Genomic DNA, 21,856 nt, shown 5'->3' with positions numbered 1-21,856 from the left:
AGGACACCGCTGCTGCCGTCCCTGTAGGAGCCGGCTTGCCGGCGATGAGGCCCAAGCAGACACCCTCCTGGTAAACACCCCCCCATGCACCCAACCAACCTGATCCGCCGCCTCGACCTGGTCACCCTGCAACTCTTCGTGGCCATCCACGAAGAAGGCAGCCTAACCCGCGCCGCTACCCGCGAGGCCATCGCCCTGTCGGCCGCCAGCAAGCGCCTCAACGAATTGGAAAGCGCCCTGGGCACGCCGCTGTTCCTGCGCCAGGCCCGTGGCATGCAGCTCACCCCCGCCGGCGAAACCCTGCTGCACCACGCCCGGCGCATGCTGTTCAACCTGGAGAAGATCGGCCTGGAACTGGGCGAGCACCTGCAGGGTGTGCGTGGCTATGTGCGGATGCTGGCCAACCTGTCGGCGATCATCCAGTTCCTGCCCGAGGACCTGGCCGATTTCAGCGCCCACCACGAACGCATCAAGCTCGACCTCGAAGAGCGCCCGAGCAATGGCGTGATCCAGGGTGTGCTCGACGGCGTCGCCGACCTGGGCATCTGCTCGGCCGACAGCGATACCCGCGACCTGCATACCGTGCGCTACAAGCGCGACCAGCTGGTGCTGGTGCTGCCTGCCGGGCACCCGCTGGCCGCACGTGCTGAAGTGGCGTTCGCCGACACCCTGGACAACGACTTCATCGGCCTGCACGCGGCCAGCTCGATCAACATGCGCACCGTGGAAGCCGCGCGGCGAGCCGGCAAGGTACTGCGCCTGCGCATCCATGTGCCGAGCTTCGATGCCGTGTGCCGCATGGTGCAGGCGAACATGGGCCTGGGCATCCTGCCGCGCAAGGCCTTCGAGCTGTTCGGCGGGGCCTTGGGGCTGCAGGCGGTGAAACTCGCAGACGACTGGGCCGAGCGCGAGCTGCTGCTGGTGGTGCGCGAGCTGGAAGCCCTGTCGCCCGTGAGCCGCCTGCTGTTCGAACAACTGCGTGGCGACCGCTGACCCTTCGTGTTTCGCGAACGGTTGTTGCCGACAGAGGGTTGGTGCCCTCTGCGCCGTCGCCTTAGGCTCTACCTCAAAGTCCAAGAACAAATGAGGTACGCAACATGCCTGCTCCCCTCGAAGGCATTCGGGTGCTGGAAATCGGTACGCTGATCGCCGCCCCCTTTGCCGCCCGCCTGCTCGGCGAATTCGGCGCCGAAGTGATCAAGATCGAAGCCCTGGGCCAGGGCGACCCCCTTCGCAAGTGGCGAAAGCTTCACGACGGCACCTCGCTCTGGTGGTACCTGCAATCGCGCAACAAAAAGTCGCTGGCGCTGGACCTCAAGGCCGCCGAAGGCCTGGCCATCGTCAAGCAGTTGCTGCAAGACACCGACGTGCTGATCGAGAACCTGCGCCCCGGCGCCCTGGAGAAACTCGGCCTGGGCTGGGACGTGCTGCATGCCCTGAACCCGCGCCTGACCCTGGTGCGTATTTCCGGCTACGGCCAGAGCGGCCCGTACCGTGACCGGCCAGGGTTCGGCGCCATCGGCGAGGCCATGGGTGGCATCCGCTACACCACGGGCGAACCGGGCGCGGCACCGGCCCGTGCCGGGGTCAGCCTGGGCGACTCGCTGGCCTCGCTGCACGCGGTGATGGGCGCCTTGCTGTCGTTGTTCAACGTGCGCGCCAACGGTGGCGTCGGCCAGGTGGTCGATGTGTCGCTGGTGGAAAGCGTGTTCAACCTGATGGAAAGCCTGATCCCCGAATACGACCTGCTGGGCCACGTGCGTGAACGCAGCGGCGGCGCCCTGCCCGGCATCGCGCCGTCCAACACCTACCGCACCGGCGACGGCGCCTTCGTGGTGATCGCCGGCAACAGCGACCCGATCTTCCGCCGGCTGATGCACACCATCGGCCGCCCGGACCTGGCCGAGGCCGCCGAATTCGCCCACAACGACGGCCGAGCCGCCCAGGCCACGCGGCTTGACGATGCCATCGAGCAGTGGACCCGCCAGCACCCGATCGACACCGTACTGGCGGCGCTGGAACAGGCCGAAGTGCCCGCTGGGCGAATCTATTCGGTCGCCGACATCGTCAACGACCCCCATTACCAGGCCCGCGACATGCTGCTGGACAGCCAGTTGCCCGACGGCACCGCCGTGCGCATGCCCGGCATCGTGCCCAAGCTTTCGGCCACCCCGGGGCGGGTCGACTGGCAAGGCCCGGCGCTGGGTGAGCACACCGACGCCGTGCTCGGTGGGCTGGGCATGGCGGCGCACGACATCGCCCGCCTGCGCAGCCAGGGGGTGGTGCAATGATCCCGGTCAACCCCGAGCAACTGATCATCCAGGAAGTTGCCCCGCGCGACGGCCTGCAGATCGAACCGACCTGGGTCGCCACCGAGGACAAGATCGCGCTGATCAATGGCCTGTCGCGCCTGGGTTTCGGCCGTATCGAAGCCGGTTCGTTCGTCTCGCCCAAGGCGATACCGGCGCTGCGCGATGGCGATGAGGTGTTCCGCGGCATCCAGCGCCAACCCGGGGTGATCTACGTGGCGCTGATCCCCAACCTCAAGGGCGCCGAGCGCGCCCTGGCGGCCGGTGCCGACGAACTCAACCTGGTGCTTTCGGCCAGCCAGTCGCACAACCTGGCCAACATGCGCATGCGCCGCGAGCAGTCGCTGGCCGGCTTCGGCGACATCGTCCAGGCCGTGCAGGGGCGCCCGGTCAGCCTCAATGCCTCGGTGGCCACCGCCTTCGGTTGCCCGTTCGAGGGGCGCATCGAGGAAGACCTGGTGCTGCGCCTGCTGGATGCCTACCTGGAACTCGGCATGCAGGGCGTGACCCTGGCCGACACCACCGGCATGGCCAACCCGCGCCAGGTCGAGCGCCTGGTGCGCCGCAGCCTGGAGCGAGTGCCGGCGAGCATGCTCACCCTGCACTTCCATAACACCCGTGGCCTGGGCCTGTGCAACGTGCTGGCCGCCTATGAAGCCGGTGCACGGCGCTTCGATGCCGCCCTCGGCGGGCTCGGTGGCTGCCCGTTCGCACCGGGTGCCTCGGGCAATATCTGCAGTGAAGACCTGGCCAACCTGTGTGCCGAAACCGGCATCCCTACCGGGGTGGACCTGGAGGGTCTGCTGCACATGGCACGGGGCCTGCCTGCCCTGCTCGGCCATGAAGTGCCCGGCCAGCTGGCCAAGGCCGGGCGCAACTGCGACCTGCACCCGCTACCGGCCGGCCTGCCCGCCTGAGCCATCGCTGCAACCGGGGCACCGCCCCACCAGACAACAAGAACAACAGGGCCGCTCACCGCAGCGGCCCGACTGGAGAACACGAAAATGAGCCTTTCCGCCCTGCACACGGCTGCCGATGGCACCGCCGACAGTGAAAAAGCCCTGGTGCGCAAAGTCGCCTGGCGGCTGATGCCACTGATCATGGTCTGCTACCTGTTCGCCTTCTTCGACCGCATCAACATCAGCTTTGCCAAGTTCCAGTTGCAGACCGACCTGGGCTTCAGCGATACCGCCTACGGCCTGGGCGCGAGCCTGTTCGTGGTCGGCTACGTGCTGTTCGAGGTGCCCAGCAACCTGATGCTGTACAAGGTCGGCGCGCGCCGCTGGATCGCCCGCATCATGATCTCCTGGGGCCTGGCCACGGCCGCGATGGTGTTCGTGACCAACGAATGGCAGTTCTATGCCCTGCGTTTCATCATCGGCGCCATGGAGGCCGGCTTCGCGCCTGGGGTGCTGTACTACCTGACGCTGTGGTTCCCGCGCCACTACCGCGGCCGCATCACTTCGCTGCTGTTCCTCGCTTCGGCCTTCGCCGGGCTGTTCGGTGCGCCGTTCTCGGGGCTGATCCTCGGCCATCTCGACGGTGCCCTGCAGATGCGTGGCTGGCATTGGCTGTTCCTGCTCGGCGGCCTGCCGTGCGTGGCTCTGGGCCTGCTGGTGCTGACCTTGCTCAAGGACCGCATTGAGGATGCCGGCTGGCTGAACCCAGGCGAAAAACAGCTGTTGCTGTCGCGCATCGACCCGCCCCAGGCCGGCCATGGCCAGGGCTCGTTGCTGCAGGCGATCCGCATTCCGGGCTTCCTGACCCTCGGGTTGATCTATTTCCTGATCCAGATCGCCTCCTACGGCCTGAACTTCTGGGCACCGCAACTGATCCGCAGCGCCGGCACCGAGAACCCGTCGATGATCGGCCTGCTCACCGCCGTGCCGTACATCTGCGGGGCCATTGCCATGGTGGTGTGCGGGCGGCTGTCGGATGCCACCGGCGAACGCCGCTGGTTCACCGCCGGCTTGATCTCGCTGGGTGCACTGGGCTTCCTCTGTGCAGGGATCTTCGACGACAACACGCCGTTGCTGCTGGTGTCCCTGGGCCTGCTCGGCGCCGGTGTGGTGGCCTCGATCCCGAGCTTCTGGGCGCTGCCGCCGAAGTTGCTGGCCGGCGCGGGCGCAGGTGCCGCGGGGGGGATTGCGTTGATCAATACCCTGGGCCAACTGGGCGGTATCGTCAGCCCGGTGCTGGTGGGGCGCATTCGGGATTTGACGGGCACGACCACACCGGCGCTGTACCTGATTGCCGGCGCCTGTGTGGTGACAGCACTGCTGGTGATGTTTGCCTTGCCGGAAAAGCTGCGGACTCGGGATGTGCCCACCCATTGAAAACACGGGGCCGCATGCGGCCCTACGCTTTTGTGAACCCCGTCGAGATGCCGTCCTGCCACGATTGCGCCGCTCTAAACCGTGGGTTCTAATGCCGCCCACAACGGTTCAACTCGCAATCCAAGGACGCTTCATCATGTACAGGAAGATCGTACCGCTGGCACTGCTGGCCGCCCTGGCCGGCTGCTCGGACACCAAGGACGCCAGCGAGGCCAATTTCCACAAAGCCGCCCAGGCCTATCTCGACACCCAGTATCCCCACTGTTTCGTAGTCTCCGATTTCCCCACCAAGACCCAGGACTTCGACGTCAACGGCACCAACAAGGCCCTGCATGCCTTGGCCAAGGTCGGCATCGTCAGCGAAAAGGAAACGTCCCGCGTAGAAGTGCCGGAACGCCTGTGGCAACCGGCACGCACAGACATCTACTACGCCTACGACCTCACCGACGAGGGCCGCAAGTTCTACAAGGCCGATGCGCAGAAAATGCTCAACGGCAGCACCCGTGGCGGGCTGTGCTTTGGCAAGGCCGAGGTGACGGCAATCGAGCAGTTCAGCGAGCCGGGCGAAATGATGGGCCACACCATTTCCGATGTGACCTATGCCTACAAGATTACCGGCCTGCCGAACTGGGCGGCCAATGACGAGGTGAAGGCCAGCATCCGTGACCTGGGTGAGGCGGTTGCCACCCTCGACACGCCGGCCAGGGAGAAGCGAGTGATGGTGCTGACCAACAAGGGATGGGTGCACGAGCGCTTGTTCGATAAATGATGGCTGCCTGTACTGGCCCTATCGCCGGCAAGCCGGCTCCCACAGGTAGACCACAAGCCACGAAGGCTGTGCCCTACTTGTGGGAGCCGGCTTGCCGGCGATGGGGCCGATACAGGCTCACATCCACCAGGCCAGCACCACCGGCAACCAGGCAAACGACAGCACCGTCGAACACATCACCAAGTTCGCCACCTGCTCCGGCGAGCGGTTGGCCCTGACCGCCATCAAGTAGTTGAACACCGCCACCGGCATCGCCGACTGCACCATCAGCACCGCACGCTGCATCTGTTCCATGTCCAACGCGGCGCCAACCGCCCAGCCCATTCCGGCCCCCAGCACGATCCGCACGCCGCCCAGCAACAGGCCGCTGGCGATGTGCTGTGGGCGAATGCTGGCCAGCGACACCCCCAGGGTCAGCAGCATCAGGGGGATGCACATGCCGCCAAGCAGGTCTGCCGTGTTGGCCAGCCAGCGCGGCAGATGAATATCGAAGAAGATCATCGGCAAGGCCAGGGCCAGGCTGATGACGACGGGATTGCGCAGTAGCGCCTTGAGCGAGACGGCCGTGCCGGAAATGGCCATGCCGACGGTGAACTGCACGATCGACAGGCCCAGGAAAAACGCCATGGCCAGCGCCAACCCGTGCTCGCCAAAGGCATACAAGCTGATCGGCAGGCCCATGTTGCCGGTATTGGGGAACATGAACGCCGGCAGCAAAACCCGCCAGTCCTGGCGGCCTAGGCGGCATACCACCAGCCCAACCGCAGCCATGCCCAGGGTACAGAGCAGGCAGGCCAGGGCCATGCTGGTGAAAGCCGCAGGGTCGAGTTGGGTACGGTTCAGAGTCGCCAGCACCAGCGCCGGCGTGCCGACGGTCATGACCATCCGGGCAATGAACTGGGTAGGGTATTCCAGGGCCGTGCGGGCCCAGCCATAGCCAATACCGGCGACGATAAACACCGGTGCCAGCACCGCGAACAGCGAAGCGAACATAAACCTGGCCTTCCCTGGGTCAACTGCGCAAAAGCGTCATTATGCCGCAGGGCCAGGCCCCTTGGGGAAAACCTTCCCGGGCCTTAGAATCGCGCCTCCTTTTTCCCTGTGCCGGAACAGCCGGCAACTGCGCTACTCCCCTCTGAGGTTTTTATGTCTCCGCGTTTGCTGGCCATGGCGCTGGCACCCCTGCTCGGGCTGTTCATCATTGCCCTGGGCAACGGCTTCATGTCTTCCCTGACCACCTTGCGTCTGGGCGCTGCCGGCGAGTCGGCCACCACCATCGGTATCGTCTCGTCGAGCTACTTCATCGGCCTGACCCTGGGCGCGGTGTTCAACGACCGGCTGATCCTGCGCATCGGCCATATCCGCGCCTACACCAGCTTCGCCTCGCTGATCGCCGCCACTATCCTGTTGCAGGGGTTGTTCTACGACACCACCTGGTGGTCGATCCTGCGCCTGATCAACGGCTGGGCCGCAGTCGGCGTGTTCCTGGTGATCGAAAGCTGGCTGCTGCTGGCAGGCGACGCGAAGATCCGCGGGCGCTTGCTGGCGCTGTACATGATCGCCTTCTACGGCGCCGGGGTGATCGCCCAGGCAGGCCTGGGCGTGACTGCGCAGCTGAGCGACAGCGCGCCGTTCATGCTGGCCGGCATGCTTGCCGCGCTGTCGGTGCTGCCGATCGTGATCCTGCCGCGGGTATCGCCGTTGCTGGATCAGGTCGAACCGCTCAAACCGCGCCAGTTGCTCGGCGTGGCGCCGTCGGGGCTGGTGGGCTGCTTCGGTTCCGGGGTGGCGATTGCCGGCATCTATGCCCTGCTGCCGCTGTACCTGCAACGCATCGGCCTGGACGTGGGTGAAGTGGGCAGCATGATGGCCTGGGTGATCCTCGGCGCCATGCTGCTGCAATACCCGGTGGGGCGCTGGTCCGACCGCAAGGACCGCCAGGATGTGCTGATCGCCCTGGCCGCGCTGTGCGTGGTGCTGTCGCTGGTCACGGTGTTTCTGCCTTCGCATTCGGCGTTGCTGCCGGCGATGCTGTTCCTGCTCGGCGGCGGTGTGTTCGCGCTGTACCCGGTGGCGGTCAGCCATGCCGCTGACCGGGCGCCGTCCGATGCGCTGGTGCCGATGATCCAGGGCCTGCTGCTGATCAACTCGCTGGGCTCGGCCATGGCGCCGCTGGCGATTTCGCCGGTAATGACGGAGTTTGGTGAGCCGGGGCTGTTCTGGGCGTTTGCCGTGGTCAACCTGGCGATGGTGTGCTTCTTTCTGTGGCGCCGGGGCAAGCGCCCGGCGGCCGAGCATCCGGCACCGTTTACTGCCTCGACCACGTTCTCGCCTACGGGGGCTGAGCTGCGGGTGACTGAAGACCTGATGCAGGCGGCGCAGGAGCATCCGCCGCTGGAGCCGGAGGAAGCGCCAGCGCATTGAAATTGGGGGGCTGCTGCGCAGCTCTATCGCCGGCAAGCCGGCTCCCACAGGTACACCGCTGTACTTGAGGGCAGTGAAAAACCTGTGGGAGCCGGCTTGCCGGCAATAGGGCCCTGACTGACCGCCCGTCGCCCGACGGGCACCCTGCCGTCCCCCGCCAGCCAAACGAATGACAGATCATCCGCACAGGAGCTTCGCCATGATCCGCATTCGCCCCCTTGCCTTGTTCCTCGCCCTGGCCCTGGGCAGCGCCAGCAGTTTCGCCGCCTCCACCCCCTCCGACACCAATACCGACGCCTACCCGAAAACCGACCAGCAAGGCGGCAAGACCGCCGGTGACGGCAGCAGCGTCAACAGCCCTGGCAGTGGCAAGGCCAACGACAGCAGCGACACCGGCAACGATGCTACCGATGGCGCCACAGGCGGTTCCAACAGCACCGGTGAAGCCACCGGCAGTGGCGCAGGCCACAGCGGCGGCACTGCCGAAGACCAGGACAGCCACTGATTGAACTACACTGCGGCGCATCGCCCTGCCGAGCCATCGCCATGAACCTCAAGCCCTGGCTGTTCGCCGCCTTGTTACCCTGCACCGCAGCCTTGGCCGCCGGTGGCAGCGCTGGTGCACTGTCGATCAGCTCGTCGTCGTTCACCGACGGCGGCGTGATCGCCCTGCAGCAGGTCGGGCTTGACCCGGCTTGTGGTGCGGGCGAGGAACAGACCCCGCAACTTAGCTGGGACAACCTGCCCGCCGGCACCCGCTCCCTGGCGCTGATCATGTTCGACCCGGACGGTGGCAAGGGTATCGGCGTGGTGCACTGGCTGGCCTACAACATCGACCCGGCACTCGATGGGCTCAAGGAAGGCAGTGGCGGGCTGAGCAGCCAGACGCTCATGGTCGGGCGCAATTCACGCGGCACGCTCAGCTACCGCGGCCCCTGCCCACCTGCCGGCGACAACCCGCACCACTACGCCCTGACCTTGATCGCCACCGACATCCCCCTCGGCACCTTGCCCGAGGGGCTGGACCGCAATGCGCTGCTGGAGCTGCTGCAAGGCCATGCGCTGGGCGCGCAAAGCTTGGTCGGGCGCTACGGGCACTGAACCTCAGCGCCAGTACTGAGCGTCGTCGACGACTTTTTCGTGCCCCTCGAACAGCGCCGGCAGCTGCTCCTTCATGTAGTCGATCCAAGTGCGCACCTTGGCGTCCAGGTAGTGGCGCGACGGATAGATCGCATACAACGCACTCTCCCGTAACCGATACGGCGCCAACAGGCGCCGCAGCCGCCCCTGCTCGATGGCTTGGCTGGCGGTGTAGAACGGCAGCAGGCCGATCCCCATGCCCAGCTCGCTGGCCTTGAGCATGGCGTCGGCGACATTGGTCAGGAAGCTGTCACGTGGGGCGATCACGCACTGGTCCACACCCTGCGGGAACACCCAGTCGCCCTCGTACATCGGATACGCCATGCGCAGGCAGCGGTGCTCGTGCAAGTCTTCGGGGCGCTCGGGCACGCCATGTGCCTGCAGGTAGCTGGGCGCGGCGCAGGGGATGCTGAAGATAGTGCCCAGCGGCACGGCGATGAGCTGTGAGTCTGGCAGGGCCTCGTCCACGGTGATGACCACATCATGGCCCTCAGCCAACGGGTCGGGGTTGCGCTGCGACAAGGTCAACTCGATCACCACATCCGGGCACACGGCGTTGTAGCCGGCCACCAGGGGCATCAGCAGCATGCCCAGGCCATGCGGGCAATGCAGGCGCAGGCGCCCACGCGGGGTGAGGTGGGCGCCACGGGCTTCACCCACGGCCTCTTCGGTCAGCAGCATGATCTGCCGCGAGCGTTCGAGAAAGCGCTCCCCCGCCTCGCTCATGCGCAGGCGCCGGGTCGTGCGGTGCAACAGGCGGGTCTGCAGCTGGTTCTCCAGTTCCGCGACGATTCGCGACACCTGCGCTGCAGAAATGTCCAAGGCGTTGGCAGCCGCGGCAAAACTGCCGCACTCCACTACCCGGGCGAATGTTCGCATGGCGTGCAGCATGTCCATGAGCTTGGCTCCTTGTACCGTTCTTATTCGTGCGTTCCGGGCAGGAATCTATCACGAGTTAGCCCATTTATTGAGGATCACCAATGAATACATCATAGGTAAAACATCGAAAAAGGAGCCTTCCATGAACACTCAACGCACCGTCGCCGTGCTTGCCCTGACTGCCCTGTTCGCCTCGTTCGGCGCCCTGGCCGACACCACCAGCAGCCAGCCGGTGGCCAACAGCAGCGAAAACTACGAATACGGCATGCCGCTGGATGTGGCCAAGGTCATTTCCGTTACCCCGGCCAGCAACGTCGCCGACTGCCAGGTCGGCACCGCGCACATGGTCTACGTCGACCACCAGGGCCAGACCCGCGAAGTCAACTACCGGGAAATGGGCAACTGCTCGCAGCTGTAACTCAGGCCAATACCTGGTTGATCCAGCCGATCTGACGGGCGAAGTCGTTGCGTTTTTCCTGCGGGATGGCGTCACGCGCACGCTCGAAGTTGGCCAGGGTCTGTTGTTTCTGGCGCAGCATGCGCTGCCACTTGGTAAGAAATGCCGGGCTCTTCTCACGCATCAGCAGCGGGCCGAAGTACAGCTCTTCGACGCTGTAGACCGACTCACCCGCGCCCGGATCGGCAACGATGATCTCGTAGTCGAAGCGGTTTTCCCGCAACAGTTCTTCGCACACGATGCGGTACCCGTTCGCCATCAGCCAGCCGCGCAGTTCGCGCTCGTCGCCGTTGGGCTGCAGGATCAGGCGCTCGTTGCCGTTCAGGTGCTGCCTGCCCCGTTCGAGAATTTCGCACATGGTCTGGCCGCCCATGCCGCACAGGCTGATCGCCGTGATGCGGTCCTGTGGCTCGATCGCCGCCAGGCCATCGGCCAGGCGTACGGTAATGCGTTGCTCCAGGCCGTTGCGGCGTACATTGCGCCGGGCCGAGGCATAGGGCGTCTGCGCCACTTCACCGGCCACGCCCGCTTCGATCACGCCACGCAGCGCCAGGGCCACGGGCAGGTAGCCGTGGTCCGAGCCGATATCGGCCAGGCGCGCGCCCTGGGGCACATGGGCCGCCACGCGCTCCAGGCGCATCGACAATGTCTGTTCGTTCAACTCAAACCCCTTCTTTACAATCGGCGCGATTCTGACGGCCAGGGCGCGGTATTACAACGTGCGCGGGCCAGACGGTGGCGCTGGCTCGACCACTGCGCCGTGCTCGCGTAGGCTTGCGGCTTTCCTTCCGTTGCAAGGCAGACATTCCATGGCAAACATCGTCTTTACCCCCGATTCCGACGCCGAGTCGATTTCTTCCGACGTCGCCGAGTTCAATGGCATTCTCGTCACCACGCAGATCCCCGCCGATATCGACGCCGATATCGTGCAGCAGAGCGAAAGCACGCTGCAGGCGCTCAAAGACGCCCTGGAAAAGGCAGGCAGCGGCATGGACCGCGTCATGCACCTGACCATCTACCTCACCGACATGGCCGACCGCCCTGCCTTCAACGAGGTCTACCAGCGCTTCTTCAGCAAGCCCTGGCCGGTGCGTGCCGCCGTGGGTGTGGCGGCGCTGGCCTACCCGCAAATGCGCGTGGAAGTGACCGCGATGGCCGCCAAGGGCTGATTCACCGCTCGAGGGCCGGGGCCGCTTTTGCGGCCCTATCGCCGGCAAGCCGGCTCCCACAGGTATTTCACAGCTCTCAAGCGCAGTGGGGTACTTGTGGGAGCCGGCTTGCCGGCGATAGGGCCAGTCAGCCGCCAAGCGCGCTGGCCGGCCAGGCGGTTCGGCGCCATGCCATTGGCCTGCAAAGTCTCTTCGACGGACCCGTACTGCTCGCCAATGCGGTAGATGCCCCGCGCTTCCTTGCCACTGGTAATCTCACGCCCAGCTCGTGGGCGATGCGCACGGTCTGCCTGACCTGCTCCACCGACGAGAAGCGCTTGCCGTGCTGGTCGATGAGGGTGTCTTCATTGCCGGAGCGATGGTGTCGAGCGGCAAGCGCCCACCAACGGCCACCGCCCTGGCCTCTCAGCAGCCAAAGGTGCCAGCCAGGCATTTCACCGTTACAATGCCGCCTTAAACCGTGACAGCCCGAACCTATAACGACATGTCCCTTCCAAAGAATCACCTGGAACTGCTCAGCCCTGCCCGTGACGTGGCCATCGCTCGCGAAGCGATCCTGCACGGCGCCGACGCCATCTACATCGGTGGCCCGAGCTTCGGCGCACGCCACAACGCCTGCAACGAAGTCGGCGAAATCGCCGAGCTGGTGGAGTTCGCCCGCCGCTACCATGCACGGGTGTTCACCACCATCAACACCATCCTCCACGACAATGAGCTGGAGCCGGCGCGCAAGCTGATCCATCAGCTCTACGACGCGGGTGTGGATGCGCTGATCGTGCAGGACCTGGGGGTGATGGAGCTGGATATCCCGCCCATCGAGCTGCATGCCAGCACCCAGACCGACATCCGCACCTTGGAGCGGGCCAAGTTCCTCGATCAGGCCGGCTTCTCCCAGCTGGTGCTGGCGCGCGAGCTGAACCTGCAGCAGATTCGCGCCATCGCCGCCGAAACCGATGCAGCCATCGAATTCTTCATCCATGGTGCGCTGTGCGTGGCCTTCTCCGGCCAGTGCAACATCTCCCACGCCCAGACCGGGCGCAGTGCCAACCGTGGTGACTGTTCCCAGGCCTGCCGCCTGCCGTACACCCTCAAAGACGACCAGGGCCGCGTGGTGGCGTTCGAGAAGCACCTGCTGTCGATGAAGGACAACAACCAGACCGCCAACCTGCGCGACCTGGTCGATGCCGGCGTTCGGTCGTTCAAGATCGAAGGCCGCTACAAGGACGTGGGCTATGTGAAGAACATCACGGCCCACTACCGCAAAGAGCTGGATGCCATTCTGGAAGACCGCCCGGAGCTGGCTCGCGCTTCCAGCGGCCGTACCGAGCACTTCTTCGTGCCCGACCCGGACAAGACCTTCCACCGCGGTAGCACCGACTACTTCGTCACCGACCGCAAGGTCGACATCGGCGCCTTCGACTCGCCGACCTTCACCGGCCTACCGGTGGGTGTGGTGGAAAAGGTCGGCAAGCGCGACATGCAGGTGGTCACCGAGGTCCCGCTGACCAATGGCGATGGCCTGAACGTGCTGGTCAAGCGCGAGGTGGTGGGCTTTCGCGCCAACATCGCCGAGCCCCGTGGCGAGTTCGAGGAAGACGGCCAGAAGCGCTACCGCTACCGGGTCGAACCCAACGAAATGCCTGAAGGCCTGCACAAGCTGCGCCCGAACCATCCGCTGTCGCGCAACCTCGACCATAACTGGCAACAAGCGCTGCAGCGCACCTCGGCCGAGCGCCGGGTGGGCGTGGAGTGGCATGCGGTGCTCACCGAGCAACGCCTGATGCTGACCGTCAGCAGCGAGGAAGGCGTCAGCGTACAGGTCGCGTTGGACGGCCCGTTCGGTGCGGCCAACAAGCCGCAGCAGGCGCTGGACCAGTTGCATGACCTGCTTGGCCAGCTGGGTACCACGATGTACCACGCCAACGCCATCGTGCTGGATGCGCCGCAGGCGTACTTCATCCCCAACTCGCAGCTCAAGGCCCTGCGCCGCGAAGCCATCGAGGCGCTGACCGAAGCCCGTATCAAGGCCCACCCACGCGGTGGGCGCAAGGCCGAGACCACGCCGCCGCCGGTGTACCCTGAGTCGCACCTGTCGTTCCTGGCCAATGTGTACAACCAGAAGGCTCGCGACTTCTACCACCGCCATGGCGTGCAACTGATCGATGCGGCGTATGAAGCCCACGAGGAGCACGGTGAGGTGCCGGTGATGATCACCAAGCACTGCCTGCGCTTCTCGTTCAACCTGTGCCCCAAGCAGGCCAAGGGTGTGACAGGCGTGCGTACCAAGGTGGCGCCGATGCAGTTGATCCAGGGTGATGAGGTGCTGACCCTGAAGTTCGACTGCAAGCCGTGCGAGATGCATGTGATCGGCAAGATGAAAGGCCACATCATCGACCTGCCGACACCGGGCAGCGCGGTGGCCCAGGTGGTGGGGCACATCAGCCCGGAAGATCTGCTCAAGACCATTCCGCGCGCGCCGCATTGAGGGGGTGCCTGTAAGGGCCCCATCGCCGGCAAGCCGGCTCCCACAGATACCGCGCAGGTCTTGACTGTGGGAGCCGGCTTGCCGGCGATGGGCCGCAAAGCGGCCCCCTCTTACAGCCTCAAAGAATCCCCAACCCACGCGCCGTGCGATCAACGGCAATGCGGGTCTTCTCCACCAACTCATCGAGCTCGCCGCGCGTGGCCACCAGTGCCGGCGCCATGATCATCCGCCCCAACGTCGAACGAATGATCACCCCCTCCTCGAAGCCATAGGTGCGGCACTGCCACGCCAGGTCGTTCTCGTTGGCATAACGCTTGCGGCTGCCCTTGTCCTCGGCGAACTGCAACGCCGCCACCAACCCCGCTCCCTGCACCTGGCCGATCAACGGGTGATTGGCGAAGGTCTCGCGCAGGATGCGCTGCAAGTAAGGCCCGGTGTCGTCCTTGACCTGGCGCACGATGCCCTCGTCACGCAGCGCCTTGAGGTTGGCAATGGCCACCGCCGCCGCCACCGGGTGCCCGGAATAGGTCAGGCCGTGGGCGAACACACCGCCCCGCTCCACCAGCGCCTCGGCAATGCGCTTGCTCAGCACCAGGCCGCCCATCGGCACATAGCCCGAGGTCAGGCCCTTGGCGATCGACAGGGTGTCAGGCTCGAAGCCGAAGTACTCGTGGGCGAACCATTCGCCAGTACGGCCGAAACCACCAATCACTTCGTCGGCGCACAGCAGCACGTCGTACTGGCGGCAGATGCGCTGGATTTCCGGCCAGTAGCTTTCCGGCGGGAAGATCATGCCGCCTGCGCCCTGGAACGGCTCGGCAATGAAGCCTGCGACGTTCTCGGCACCCAGTTCGAGGATCTTCTCTTCCAGCTGCAGCGCGCAGCGGCGACCGAACTCGGCCGGGGTCAGCTCGCCGCCCTCGGCGTACCAGTACGGTTCGTCGATGTGGGCTACATCCGGGATCATCCCGCCCATCTCGTGCATGAACTTCATGCCGCCCAGCGCAGTGGCCGCCAGGGTCGAGCCGTGGTAGCCGTTCCAGCGGCCGATCATGATCTTCTTGCTCGGCTGCCCGACCACCTGCCAATAGCGGCGCACGGTGCGGATCAGCACCTCGTTGGCCTCGGAACCGGAGTTGGTGTAGATGGCGTGGCTGTAGTGCTCCGGCAGCAGGCTGAACAGCAGCTCGGACAGTTCGATCACCGCCGGGTGGGTGGTGTGGAAGAACATGTTGTAGTAGGCCAGTTGGTCCATCTGCGCGGCGGCGGCAGCGGTCAGGTCCTTGCGGCCGTAACCGAGCTGGGTGCACCACAGGCCGGACATACCGTCCAGGTAACGGCGGCCGTCGTTGTCCCACAGGTACAGGCCTTCACCGCGGGTGATGACCCGCGGCCCTTCGGCATTGAGCGCCTTCTGGTCGAGGAAGGCGTGGATGTGGTGGGCCGCGTCGCTGGCCTGGTAATCGCGGGTGTCGCGTTGCGGCTGGAAGGGTGCGTTCATGGTCGTTCTCCGTGATGTAGGTCAGCGCAGCTGGAACCAGGTGGTCTTGAGCTGGGTGTATTTGTCGAAAGCGTGCAGCGACAGGTCGCGGCCAAAACCGGACTGGCGACCGCCGCCGAAGGGCACGGCCACGTCCAGGGCATCGACCGTGTTCACCGATACGGTGCCGGCCTTGAGCTGGCGGGCCACGCGGTGGGCACGGTTGAGGTCATCGCTCCACACCGAGGCCGCCAGGCCGTAGAGGCTGTCATTGGCCAGGCTCAGGGCTTGGGCTTCGTCGTCGAAGGCAGTGATCGCCAGTACCGGGCCGAAGATTTCCTCGCGGGCCAGGGCCGAATCCGGGCGCACGTCGCTGAACACCGTGGGCGCGATGAAGTTGTCCGAGCCATTGAAGCTCAGCCGCTGGCCGCCGCACACCAGGCGTGCGCCGTCACCTTGGGCCTGCTCGATGGCGGCCATGATGCGGGCGCTCTGCGCGCTGTCGACGATGGCGCCGGCGCGGCTGGCCGGGTCCAGCGGGTCGCCGGGCAACCAGTTGCAGGCCTTGGCCTGCAGGCGCTCGACGAACTCGTCGTGGATCGAGCGTTGCACATACAGCCGCGAGTTGGCCGAGCACACCTCGCCCTGGTTGAAGAAGATGCCGAAGGCGGCCTTCTCGGCGGCCAGGTCCAGGTCCTGGCAGTCGTCGAACACCAGGTTCGGGCTCTTGCCGCCGCATTCGAGCCACACTTGCTTGAGGTTGGACTGCGCCGAGTACTGCATGAAGTACTTGCCCACCTGGGTGGAGCCGGTGAACACCAGGCAGTCCACATCCGGGTGCAGGCCCAAGGCGCGGCCGGCGCTTTCGCCCAGGCCCGGCACCACGTTGAGCACGCCTTCTGGCAAGCCGGCCTCGAGGGCCAGCTCGGCCAGGCGCAGGGCCGAGAACGGCGACTGCTCGGCGGGCTTGAGCACCACGCTGTTGCCGGCGGCCAGGGCCGGAGCGACTTTCCAGGCGGCCATGTCCAGCGGGAAGTTCCACGGCACCACGGCGCCGATCACGCCCAGCGCCTCGCGGGTGATGGTGGCCAGGGCGTTGGCTGCGGTCGGGGCGACCTGGTCGTAGACCTTGTCCAGCGCCTCGCCGTACCAGGCGAACACGTTGGCGGCGCCGGGCACGTCGATGCTGTAGGCATCCATCACCGGCTTGCCCATGTTCAGCGAGTCGAGCAGGGCCAGTTCTTCGCGGTGGGCCATCATCAGCTCGGCCAGGCGCAGCAGCACCCGCTTGCGCGCCGAGGGGGCCATGCGCGCCCACGGGCCTTGTTCGAAGGCGCGGCGCGCCGAACGCACCGCCTGGTCGATTTCCGCCTCGCCGCAGGCGGCCACCTGGGCCAGCAGTTGCTGGGTGGCCGGGTTGATGGCGGCGAAGGTGTCTCCGCAGCGGGCCGACAGCGGGCGGCCGTCGATCAGCGCCGTGGTGATGAAGCTTTGCCGAGCAGCGCGCTGCTGCCAATCGCTTTTCGTATGCACGCAGTTCTCCCTTGCGGCCGCGCGGGCGGCCGGTTTGTTGTTCGAATGAGGTGTCGCGCGGGGGTCAGCGCCTTCGCAGGTAGCTTTCCAGCGGGTCCTTGCTCAAGCCTTCCTGGGCCTGGGCCAAGGAGTCGATGAACAGCGAGAACAGTTCGGACTGCTTGGCGATGTCCAGCTTGGTGTAGAGGTTCTTGCGGTGGGTCTTGACCGTGTCTTCGCTGATCCCCAGGCGCTCGGCCAGCGACCGTGTCGAGTGGCCGCGCAGCAAGTACTGGGCGATGCGGCATTCGCGCTCGGTAAGCAGCGACGAGCCGAAGTTGTTCAGCGCCGCGTTGATCTGCCGACCCAGGGCGCTCTCGAAACGCCCACCGAGTGCGTCGATGTCCAGGTGGCCCCACTGCCGGCGCACCACGGCCACCACCCACGGTGCCACGCACTTGAGGTCGCTGACCTGCTGGCGATCCAGGCGCTGGGTGCTGGCCAGGGCCACGGCGATGGTCAGGTGCTCGTCCAGCGGCACGATGAAGTTCAGCTCATCTTCCAGGTGCGCGTGCTGGTAGAACGCCAGGTAGTACTCGCTGCGCTTGAAGTGGTCGGGCGCCACATCGCTCAGGCGATAGCAGCCGGGCGCCACGCCGTCCATGCAGGCGCGGTAGAACGGGCACAGCAGGTAGTAGCCTTCGAGGTAGCGCTGCACGTTGCCTTCCGGCAGCCACGGGCCCTCTTCGTCCTTGACGAACAGCGCCGAGGGCAGGCCCTTGCGCGGGTACAGGAACACGGTGATGGCCTGGCACGGGGCAAGCAGCTTGAGCGCGGCGAACAGCGCCTCGACGAAGCCCGGCGCGCCCTGGGCGTCGATGACACGCGCCATCTGCGCGTACCAGTCGGGCGATCTCAGCCGGTCTTTGCTCATTGTCGTGGTCCCATGCCGGGGTTGTTATGGTGGGAATTCTTGCATGGGTTGGCGAGGGCGGCCATCACCCTTCGGGGTGAGCTGCAGATCGGGGTGGCCCTATCGCCGGCAAGCCGGCCCCCACAGGGGGCTTGCGGGCCTCGGTTATGGCATGATCTGCGCCACCTCCATTTCAGGGCTCCACCATGCTGATCGACGAAGAACTGACCCTGAAGAAACTCGAAACCTTCCTCGCCTTCATGCGCAGCGGCAACCTCGGCCGCGCCGCCGCCGAGCTGTCCACCAGCGCGGTCAGCGTGCACCGGGCCATCCATTCCCTGGAAAGCGCCCTGCGCTGCCCGCTGTTCAAGCACGAAGGCCGCCAGCTGATCCCGCTGGAAAGCGCCTACGTCCTGGAAAAGAAGGCCCGCCAGCTGATCCAGGACGCCGAGCAGATGGTGCGCCAGACCCGCGAGGCCGCCGGTTTCTATGCCGAGCGCTTCCGCCTGGGGGCGCTGTATTCTCTTACAGTGAAAACCGTGCCGAAGCTGGTGATGGGCCTGAAGCTGCGGCGCAGCGAACTGAACATCGACCTGACCCTGGGCTCGAACGTCGACTTGCTGCAACGCCTGAAGAACCACGAACTGGAAGCGATCCTGGTGGCGCTGGATGAAAGCGTGGCGGACCCGGCCTGCGAGCAGTTGCCGCTGTTCTCCGACGATATCTTCCTGGCCGTGCCCACCGACTCGCCGTTCGCCGAGCAGCAGGAAGTCGACCTGGCGGACCTGGCCGACTCCACCTTCATTACCCTGACCCAGGGTTTCGCCACCCACCGCGACGGTGCGCAGGTGTTCCAGCAGGCGGGGTTCGAGCCGAAGGTGGCGATGCAGGTGAACGATATCTTCACCCTGCTGAGCATGGTCAGTTCGGGGGTGGGGTTTGCCCTGCTGCCGGGGCGGATTGCGGCGGTTTACGAGAACCGGGTGAAGTTGATTGCGCTGCAGCCGCGGTATCGGCTGCAGCAGCATATCGGGGTGGTGTTTCTGAAGGCCCGGGAGCGGGAGCCGAACCTGTTGGCGTTGCTGGCTGAATGCCGGATGTACAGCCGGGAGAATTGAGTGGGTGCCATCGCCGGCAAGCCGGCTCCCACAGCTAATGCGTGCCAAACCTGTGGGAGCCGGCTTGCCGGCGATGGGCTGCAAGGCAGCCCCAGTTTCGTCAGCCCACCAACCCGCGCATGCAGAAGAACAACAGCGATGGCCCCAACAAGCACCCCAAGGCGGTATAGAACGCCGCCGTCAGGCAGCCATAGGGCACCAGCTTCGGGTCGGTCGCCGCCAACCCGCCGGCCACGCCACTGGACGTGCCCATCAAGCCACCAAAGATGACCGCCGTGCGCGGGTTGTTCAGGCCGATCAGCGGCGCCACGAACGGCGTCACGACCATCACCAGAATCGCCTTGACCAACCCCGCGGCGATCGACAGCGCCATCACTTCAGAGCTGGCACCGATCGCCGCACCGGTCACCGGGCCGACGATGTAGGTCACCGCACCGGCCCCAATGGTGGTCAGGCTGACGGCATCGGTGTAGCCGAACGCCAGGGCCACGCCCACCCCGGCCACGAACGAGGTGCCGATGCCAAAGAACAGCGAGATCACACCAGACACCCCGGCCCGCTTGAGCTCCTCGATATTGACGCCGAACGCCGTGGCCACGATGGCAAAATCTCGCAGCATGGCGCCACCGAGCAGCCCGATGCCCGACAGCAACGGAACATCCACCAGCCCTTTCTGCCCGCCGGTCATCACCCCGCCCACATAGGACAACACCAGGCCCAGGAAAATGGCGATGGCCGAGCCGTGCAGGCGCCCTCGGGTGAGCTTGTCGGAGAGCCAATAGGACAACCACATGGTCACGCCGATGACGGCGAAACCGCTGATCAGGCCATAGCCGTTGATCACTTTCATCATGGATTCGTACATGGCGGTCACCGTTGCGGGGCAGTCAGGGATTTGTCGGTGCCCGCCTCAGGCTTCTTTTGCCCGATGCGGTCGAGCAGCGGAACCATGGCAAAGCTCGCGACCACGGCCACGACGCCGGCCAGGATCGCCATGGTGCCGCCGGAGAGCGCCCCGAGCACGTTCTGCTGGGCCGCCATGGCCACCACGATAGGGATATAGATAGCGCTCCAGAACTCCACGCCCTGCTCCGACTTGGGCTTGATCAGGCCGCGCTTGTTGAGGTAGCTGCCGATGAAGATCAGCAGGAGCATGGCGATGCCGACACCGCCGACGTTGGCCGGCACCCCCAGGAGCTTGCCCAGGAGTTCGCCGATGAAAAGGCCGACAAGGGTACACAGGGCCAGAAAGGCCACACCGTAGATAATCATTGTTGTTGTCCTCGCGTTGGGTCGAAGTTGCTTGTTGTTGTCCTTCGAAAAACACGGCAGTTATCGGCGCTGGCTGCCCTCCTGACGCAACAGGGCGTCGACGGTATCGAGACGGGTCTGTTCAAGGGCCACCACCCTGCCCTGTTCGAACACCGGCCGGGCCAGGCCGCTGAGCACGCTGCCAGGCGGCATCTCCACGTGCAGACGCACCCCGCGTTCATAGGCGTTGCGCACCGTAGCACGCCAATCCACCAACCGCGCCATGTTGCCGGCGAGGTCGTCGCGCAGGCGCTGCGGGTCATGAATCGGCCGGGCGCTGCTGCCGCTGAGGTAGGTGATGCGCGGGCGGCGCAGTTCTACCTGGGCGAAGGCGGCCGCAAGCTCTGCGGCGGGGCCGTCGAGCAAGGAGCAATGGGACGGCACGCTGACTGCCAGGCGCCTGGCCACGCCCTGTCCACGGCTGCGGGCGCGGGCGGCGACCTCGGCCATGGCGCTGTCGCTGCCGGCGATGACGATCTGGTTGTCGCTGTTGAGGTTGGCCAGGTAGACCTCACCTCCCGCCTCGGCCAGCAAGCGTTCGACGCAGGCTTGGTCGAGGCCGCTGAGGGCGGTCATGCCGTAGCCCTGGGGGTAGGCGCGCTGCATCAGCTCCCCGCGCAGCGCCACCAGGCGCACGGCGTCTGGCAACGCCAGGGCGCCGGCAGCAACGGCGGCCGGATAGGCGCCGATCGACAAGCCCGCCACATAGTCGGGGGCCGGGCTGCGCTGCATCAGCCAGCGCGCCCAGGCGACCCCGGCCAGCAGCAGGCAAAGCTGCACGGCACGGGTCGCCTCCAGGGCCTGCGGGCTGTCCAGTGCCAGCACCTGCTCATGCAGCACATCGCTGGCCTCTTCCAGCAACGCCTGGCTGCCCTCGGGCAGGCGGTGCAGCATCCCCGCCTGCTGGGCGCCCTGGCCTGGGAAGGCGAACATGCTGCTCACGCGGCACACTCCAGCAGGTTCCACGGGTCGGCCACCAACCGCGCGCCGAGGGCCGATTTGAGCAGCACGCGCCGCGCCATGCCGGCCCATTCGCGCAAGGCGACGGCACCTGCCGGGGTTTCCAGTTGCACATCGATGCGGCAAGGGCCGCAGTCGAGAATATCCAGTAGTTCACGCGCCTTGCCCCGGGTTAGAGGCTGTGGCGTGCGCACCACCAGGTCGAGGTCGCTGGCCGCGTGCAGCGTTTCAATGCCCGATGCCAGGTGGTAGCCGACGCTGCCGGTCGGGCCCCAGGCCAGGCCGCTGGCGTCGAGCACCGGAGCCACGCTGGCCAGTGCCTGCAACGCGGCCCAGTGGCTGGCACCCTGCCAACGCAGCGCTTCGGGCGGCAGTTGCCGGCCTATGTCGGCCAGTTGCATCTGCGCCCCCAGGCGCTGCGCCCGCCCTGCCCCACGCACGCCTACCGCCACCCAGCCTGCGGCGCACACGGCGCGCCGCACTACCACGGGTTGGCCGCTGGCGAGCACCTCGGTGGCCCAGGCCGGCGCATCGGCAGGTAGTGCCGCCGGGGTCATCCCCCAAAGCAGGTCATGGGGATGCGGGGCGTTCATC

22 protein-coding genes and 1 pseudogene are annotated in these 21,856 nt (G+C 66.0%); 12 read left to right on the top strand and 11 right to left on the bottom strand.

Annotated features, from left to right (window positions below; genetic code table 11):
- The first annotated feature begins 84 nt into the window (after positions 1–84).
- From KU43P_RS12575 to KU43P_RS12555, 5 genes are all read left to right on the top strand, one after another.
- Positions 85–993 carry a LysR family transcriptional regulator gene (locus tag KU43P_RS12575; protein ID WP_317663489.1) on the top strand — a complete coding sequence of 303 codons (909 nt, stop codon included), beginning with the start codon at positions 85–87 and terminating at the stop codon, positions 991–993.
- Positions 994–1,097: 104 nt separating this feature from the next.
- On the top strand, positions 1,098–2,291 hold the full coding sequence (locus KU43P_RS12570; RefSeq protein ID WP_317663487.1) for a CaiB/BaiF CoA transferase family protein: 1,194 nt from the start codon (positions 1,098–1,100) through the stop codon (positions 2,289–2,291).
- A complete protein-coding gene (locus tag KU43P_RS12565; RefSeq protein ID WP_317663485.1) occupies positions 2,288–3,226 on the top strand; it encodes a hydroxymethylglutaryl-CoA lyase in 939 nt (312 codons plus the stop codon). Before KU43P_RS12570 ends, KU43P_RS12565 begins: the two co-directional genes overlap by 4 nt.
- Before the next feature lie 87 nt (positions 3,227–3,313).
- Positions 3,314–4,645: an MFS transporter gene (locus KU43P_RS12560; protein WP_317663484.1), complete on the top strand. Its 1,332-nt coding sequence runs from the start codon at positions 3,314–3,316 to the stop codon at positions 4,643–4,645.
- Between the two features lie 136 nt (positions 4,646–4,781).
- The gene (locus KU43P_RS12555) at positions 4,782–5,414 is read left to right on the top strand and encodes a hypothetical protein (protein WP_317663483.1); all 633 of its coding nucleotides are present in this window, start codon (positions 4,782–4,784) and stop codon (positions 5,412–5,414) included.
- Between the two features lie 117 nt (positions 5,415–5,531).
- Here KU43P_RS12555 and KU43P_RS12550 read toward each other — a convergent pair whose 3' ends face one another.
- Positions 5,532–6,407 (bottom strand): AEC family transporter, encoded by an 876-nt coding sequence (locus tag KU43P_RS12550; protein ID WP_317663482.1) that lies wholly within the window; start codon positions 6,405–6,407, stop codon positions 5,532–5,534.
- 153 nt (positions 6,408–6,560) lie between these two features.
- On the opposite strand from KU43P_RS12550, the gene KU43P_RS12545 reads away from it, so the two are divergent.
- The 3 genes from KU43P_RS12545 to KU43P_RS12535 all read left to right on the top strand — a co-directional run bounded on the left by KU43P_RS12545 (position 6,561) and on the right by KU43P_RS12535 (position 8,939).
- Positions 6,561–7,838 (top strand): MFS transporter, encoded by a 1,278-nt coding sequence (locus KU43P_RS12545; RefSeq protein ID WP_317663481.1) that lies wholly within the window; start codon positions 6,561–6,563, stop codon positions 7,836–7,838.
- 199 nt (positions 7,839–8,037) lie between these two features.
- Positions 8,038–8,343, top strand: coding sequence for a hypothetical protein (locus KU43P_RS12540; RefSeq protein WP_317663480.1), 306 nt, complete (start codon positions 8,038–8,040; stop codon positions 8,341–8,343).
- A gap of 41 nt (positions 8,344–8,384) precedes the next feature.
- Positions 8,385–8,939, top strand: coding sequence for a YbhB/YbcL family Raf kinase inhibitor-like protein (locus KU43P_RS12535; RefSeq protein WP_317663479.1), 555 nt, complete (start codon positions 8,385–8,387; stop codon positions 8,937–8,939).
- Positions 8,940–8,942: 3 nt separating this feature from the next.
- On the opposite strand, the gene KU43P_RS12530 is transcribed toward KU43P_RS12535, so the two are convergent.
- Complete coding sequence (locus KU43P_RS12530; RefSeq protein WP_317663478.1) at positions 8,943–9,875, bottom strand: LysR family transcriptional regulator; 933 nt, start codon at positions 9,873–9,875, stop codon at positions 8,943–8,945.
- A 124-nt stretch (positions 9,876–9,999) separates the two neighbouring features.
- Between KU43P_RS12530 and KU43P_RS12525 the strand changes: the two genes are divergently transcribed.
- Positions 10,000–10,275, top strand: coding sequence for a DUF2790 domain-containing protein (locus KU43P_RS12525; protein ID WP_317663477.1), 276 nt, complete (start codon positions 10,000–10,002; stop codon positions 10,273–10,275).
- A 1-nt stretch (position 10,276) separates the two neighbouring features.
- On the opposite strand, the gene KU43P_RS12520 is transcribed toward KU43P_RS12525, so the two are convergent.
- Entirely contained in the window at positions 10,277–10,975 is a 699-nt protein-coding gene (locus KU43P_RS12520) for a tRNA (adenine(22)-N(1))-methyltransferase (RefSeq protein ID WP_317663476.1), read from the bottom strand.
- A 148-nt stretch (positions 10,976–11,123) separates the two neighbouring features.
- On the opposite strand from KU43P_RS12520, the gene KU43P_RS12515 reads away from it, so the two are divergent.
- A complete protein-coding gene (locus KU43P_RS12515) occupies positions 11,124–11,483 on the top strand; it encodes a RidA family protein (protein ID WP_317663475.1) in 360 nt (119 codons plus the stop codon).
- Positions 11,484–11,623: 140 nt separating this feature from the next.
- Here the strand turns inward: KU43P_RS12515 and KU43P_RS12510 are convergent.
- A pseudogene (locus KU43P_RS12510) lies at positions 11,624–11,847 on the bottom strand (3-keto-5-aminohexanoate cleavage protein); the annotation flags it as partial.
- Positions 11,848–11,967: 120 nt separating this feature from the next.
- Here KU43P_RS12510 and KU43P_RS12505 point away from each other — a divergent pair.
- The gene (locus tag KU43P_RS12505; RefSeq protein WP_317663474.1) at positions 11,968–13,968 is read left to right on the top strand and encodes a peptidase U32 family protein; all 2,001 of its coding nucleotides are present in this window, start codon (positions 11,968–11,970) and stop codon (positions 13,966–13,968) included.
- A gap of 118 nt (positions 13,969–14,086) precedes the next feature.
- Here the strand turns inward: KU43P_RS12505 and KU43P_RS12500 are convergent, their stop codons facing one another.
- From KU43P_RS12500 to KU43P_RS12490, 3 genes are all read right to left on the bottom strand, one after another.
- Positions 14,087–15,469: an aspartate aminotransferase family protein gene (locus KU43P_RS12500; protein ID WP_317663473.1), complete on the bottom strand. Its 1,383-nt coding sequence runs from the start codon at positions 15,467–15,469 to the stop codon at positions 14,087–14,089.
- 21 nt (positions 15,470–15,490) lie between these two features.
- The gene (locus tag KU43P_RS12495) at positions 15,491–16,981 is read right to left on the bottom strand and encodes an aldehyde dehydrogenase (protein ID WP_317663471.1); all 1,491 of its coding nucleotides are present in this window, start codon (positions 16,979–16,981) and stop codon (positions 15,491–15,493) included.
- A gap of 64 nt (positions 16,982–17,045) precedes the next feature.
- A complete protein-coding gene (locus tag KU43P_RS12490) occupies positions 17,046–17,894 on the bottom strand; it encodes a helix-turn-helix transcriptional regulator (protein WP_317663469.1) in 849 nt (282 codons plus the stop codon).
- A gap of 185 nt (positions 17,895–18,079) precedes the next feature.
- Here KU43P_RS12490 and KU43P_RS12485 point away from each other — a divergent pair, with 185 nt between their 5' ends.
- Positions 18,080–18,991, top strand: coding sequence for a LysR substrate-binding domain-containing protein (locus KU43P_RS12485; RefSeq protein WP_317663467.1), 912 nt, complete (start codon positions 18,080–18,082; stop codon positions 18,989–18,991).
- Positions 18,992–19,091: 100 nt separating this feature from the next.
- Here KU43P_RS12485 and madM read toward each other — a convergent pair whose 3' ends face one another.
- From madM to KU43P_RS12465, 4 genes are read right to left on the bottom strand one after another with little or no spacing between them, the layout of a single operon-like run.
- Complete coding sequence (madM, locus tag KU43P_RS12480) at positions 19,092–19,856, bottom strand: malonate transporter subunit MadM (protein WP_317663465.1); 765 nt, start codon at positions 19,854–19,856, stop codon at positions 19,092–19,094.
- A gap of 5 nt (positions 19,857–19,861) precedes the next feature.
- Positions 19,862–20,263 carry a malonate transporter subunit MadL gene (gene madL / locus KU43P_RS12475; protein ID WP_317663464.1) on the bottom strand — a complete coding sequence of 134 codons (402 nt, stop codon included), beginning with the start codon at positions 20,261–20,263 and terminating at the stop codon, positions 19,862–19,864.
- Positions 20,264–20,323: 60 nt separating this feature from the next.
- The gene (mdcH, locus tag KU43P_RS12470) at positions 20,324–21,244 is read right to left on the bottom strand and encodes a malonate decarboxylase subunit epsilon (protein ID WP_317663463.1); all 921 of its coding nucleotides are present in this window, start codon (positions 21,242–21,244) and stop codon (positions 20,324–20,326) included.
- A complete protein-coding gene (locus KU43P_RS12465) occupies positions 21,241–21,855 on the bottom strand; it encodes a malonate decarboxylase holo-ACP synthase (RefSeq protein ID WP_317663462.1) in 615 nt (204 codons plus the stop codon). Before KU43P_RS12465 ends, mdcH begins: the two co-directional genes overlap by 4 nt.
- Between the last annotated feature and the right edge of the window lies 1 nt (position 21,856).

The sequence above is a fragment of the Pseudomonas sp. KU43P genome, from assembly GCF_033095865.1.
In the GTDB taxonomy this organism is placed as follows: Bacteria; Pseudomonadota; Gammaproteobacteria; order Pseudomonadales; family Pseudomonadaceae; genus Aquipseudomonas.
Note: the sequence above shows the minus strand (reverse complement) of the source record. Positions and strands in the feature narration are given on the sequence as shown.

Excerpts from the sequence above, each read along its gene's own strand:
- KU43P_RS12490 (WP_317663469.1), bottom strand. The coding sequence starts at position 17,894 with ATGAGCAAAGACCGGCTGAGATCGCCCGACTGGTACGCGCAGATGGCG.
- KU43P_RS12485 (WP_317663467.1), top strand. The coding sequence starts at position 18,080 with ATGCTGATCGACGAAGAACTGACCCTGAAGAAACTCGAAACCTTCCTC.
- KU43P_RS12530 (WP_317663478.1), bottom strand. The coding sequence starts at position 9,875 with ATGGACATGCTGCACGCCATGCGAACATTCGCCCGGGTAGTGGAGTGC.
- KU43P_RS12575 (WP_317663489.1), top strand. The coding sequence starts at position 85 with ATGCACCCAACCAACCTGATCCGCCGCCTCGACCTGGTCACCCTGCAA.
- KU43P_RS12500 (WP_317663473.1), bottom strand. The coding sequence starts at position 15,469 with ATGAACGCACCCTTCCAGCCGCAACGCGACACCCGCGATTACCAGGCC.
- KU43P_RS12505 (WP_317663474.1), top strand. The coding sequence starts at position 11,968 with ATGTCCCTTCCAAAGAATCACCTGGAACTGCTCAGCCCTGCCCGTGAC.
- KU43P_RS12465 (WP_317663462.1), bottom strand. The coding sequence starts at position 21,855 with ATGAACGCCCCGCATCCCCATGACCTGCTTTGGGGGATGACCCCGGCG.
- KU43P_RS12545 (WP_317663481.1), top strand. The coding sequence starts at position 6,561 with ATGTCTCCGCGTTTGCTGGCCATGGCGCTGGCACCCCTGCTCGGGCTG.
- KU43P_RS12570 (WP_317663487.1), top strand. The coding sequence starts at position 1,098 with ATGCCTGCTCCCCTCGAAGGCATTCGGGTGCTGGAAATCGGTACGCTG.
- KU43P_RS12540 (WP_317663480.1), top strand. The coding sequence starts at position 8,038 with ATGATCCGCATTCGCCCCCTTGCCTTGTTCCTCGCCCTGGCCCTGGGC.
- madL (WP_317663464.1), bottom strand. The coding sequence starts at position 20,263 with ATGATTATCTACGGTGTGGCCTTTCTGGCCCTGTGTACCCTTGTCGGC.
- madM (WP_317663465.1), bottom strand. The coding sequence starts at position 19,856 with ATGTACGAATCCATGATGAAAGTGATCAACGGCTATGGCCTGATCAGC.
- KU43P_RS12515 (WP_317663475.1), top strand. The coding sequence starts at position 11,124 with ATGGCAAACATCGTCTTTACCCCCGATTCCGACGCCGAGTCGATTTCT.
- KU43P_RS12535 (WP_317663479.1), top strand. The coding sequence starts at position 8,385 with ATGAACCTCAAGCCCTGGCTGTTCGCCGCCTTGTTACCCTGCACCGCA.
- KU43P_RS12555 (WP_317663483.1), top strand. The coding sequence starts at position 4,782 with ATGTACAGGAAGATCGTACCGCTGGCACTGCTGGCCGCCCTGGCCGGC.
- KU43P_RS12560 (WP_317663484.1), top strand. The coding sequence starts at position 3,314 with ATGAGCCTTTCCGCCCTGCACACGGCTGCCGATGGCACCGCCGACAGT.
- KU43P_RS12525 (WP_317663477.1), top strand. The coding sequence starts at position 10,000 with ATGAACACTCAACGCACCGTCGCCGTGCTTGCCCTGACTGCCCTGTTC.
- KU43P_RS12550 (WP_317663482.1), bottom strand. The coding sequence starts at position 6,407 with ATGTTCGCTTCGCTGTTCGCGGTGCTGGCACCGGTGTTTATCGTCGCC.
- KU43P_RS12565 (WP_317663485.1), top strand. The coding sequence starts at position 2,288 with ATGATCCCGGTCAACCCCGAGCAACTGATCATCCAGGAAGTTGCCCCG.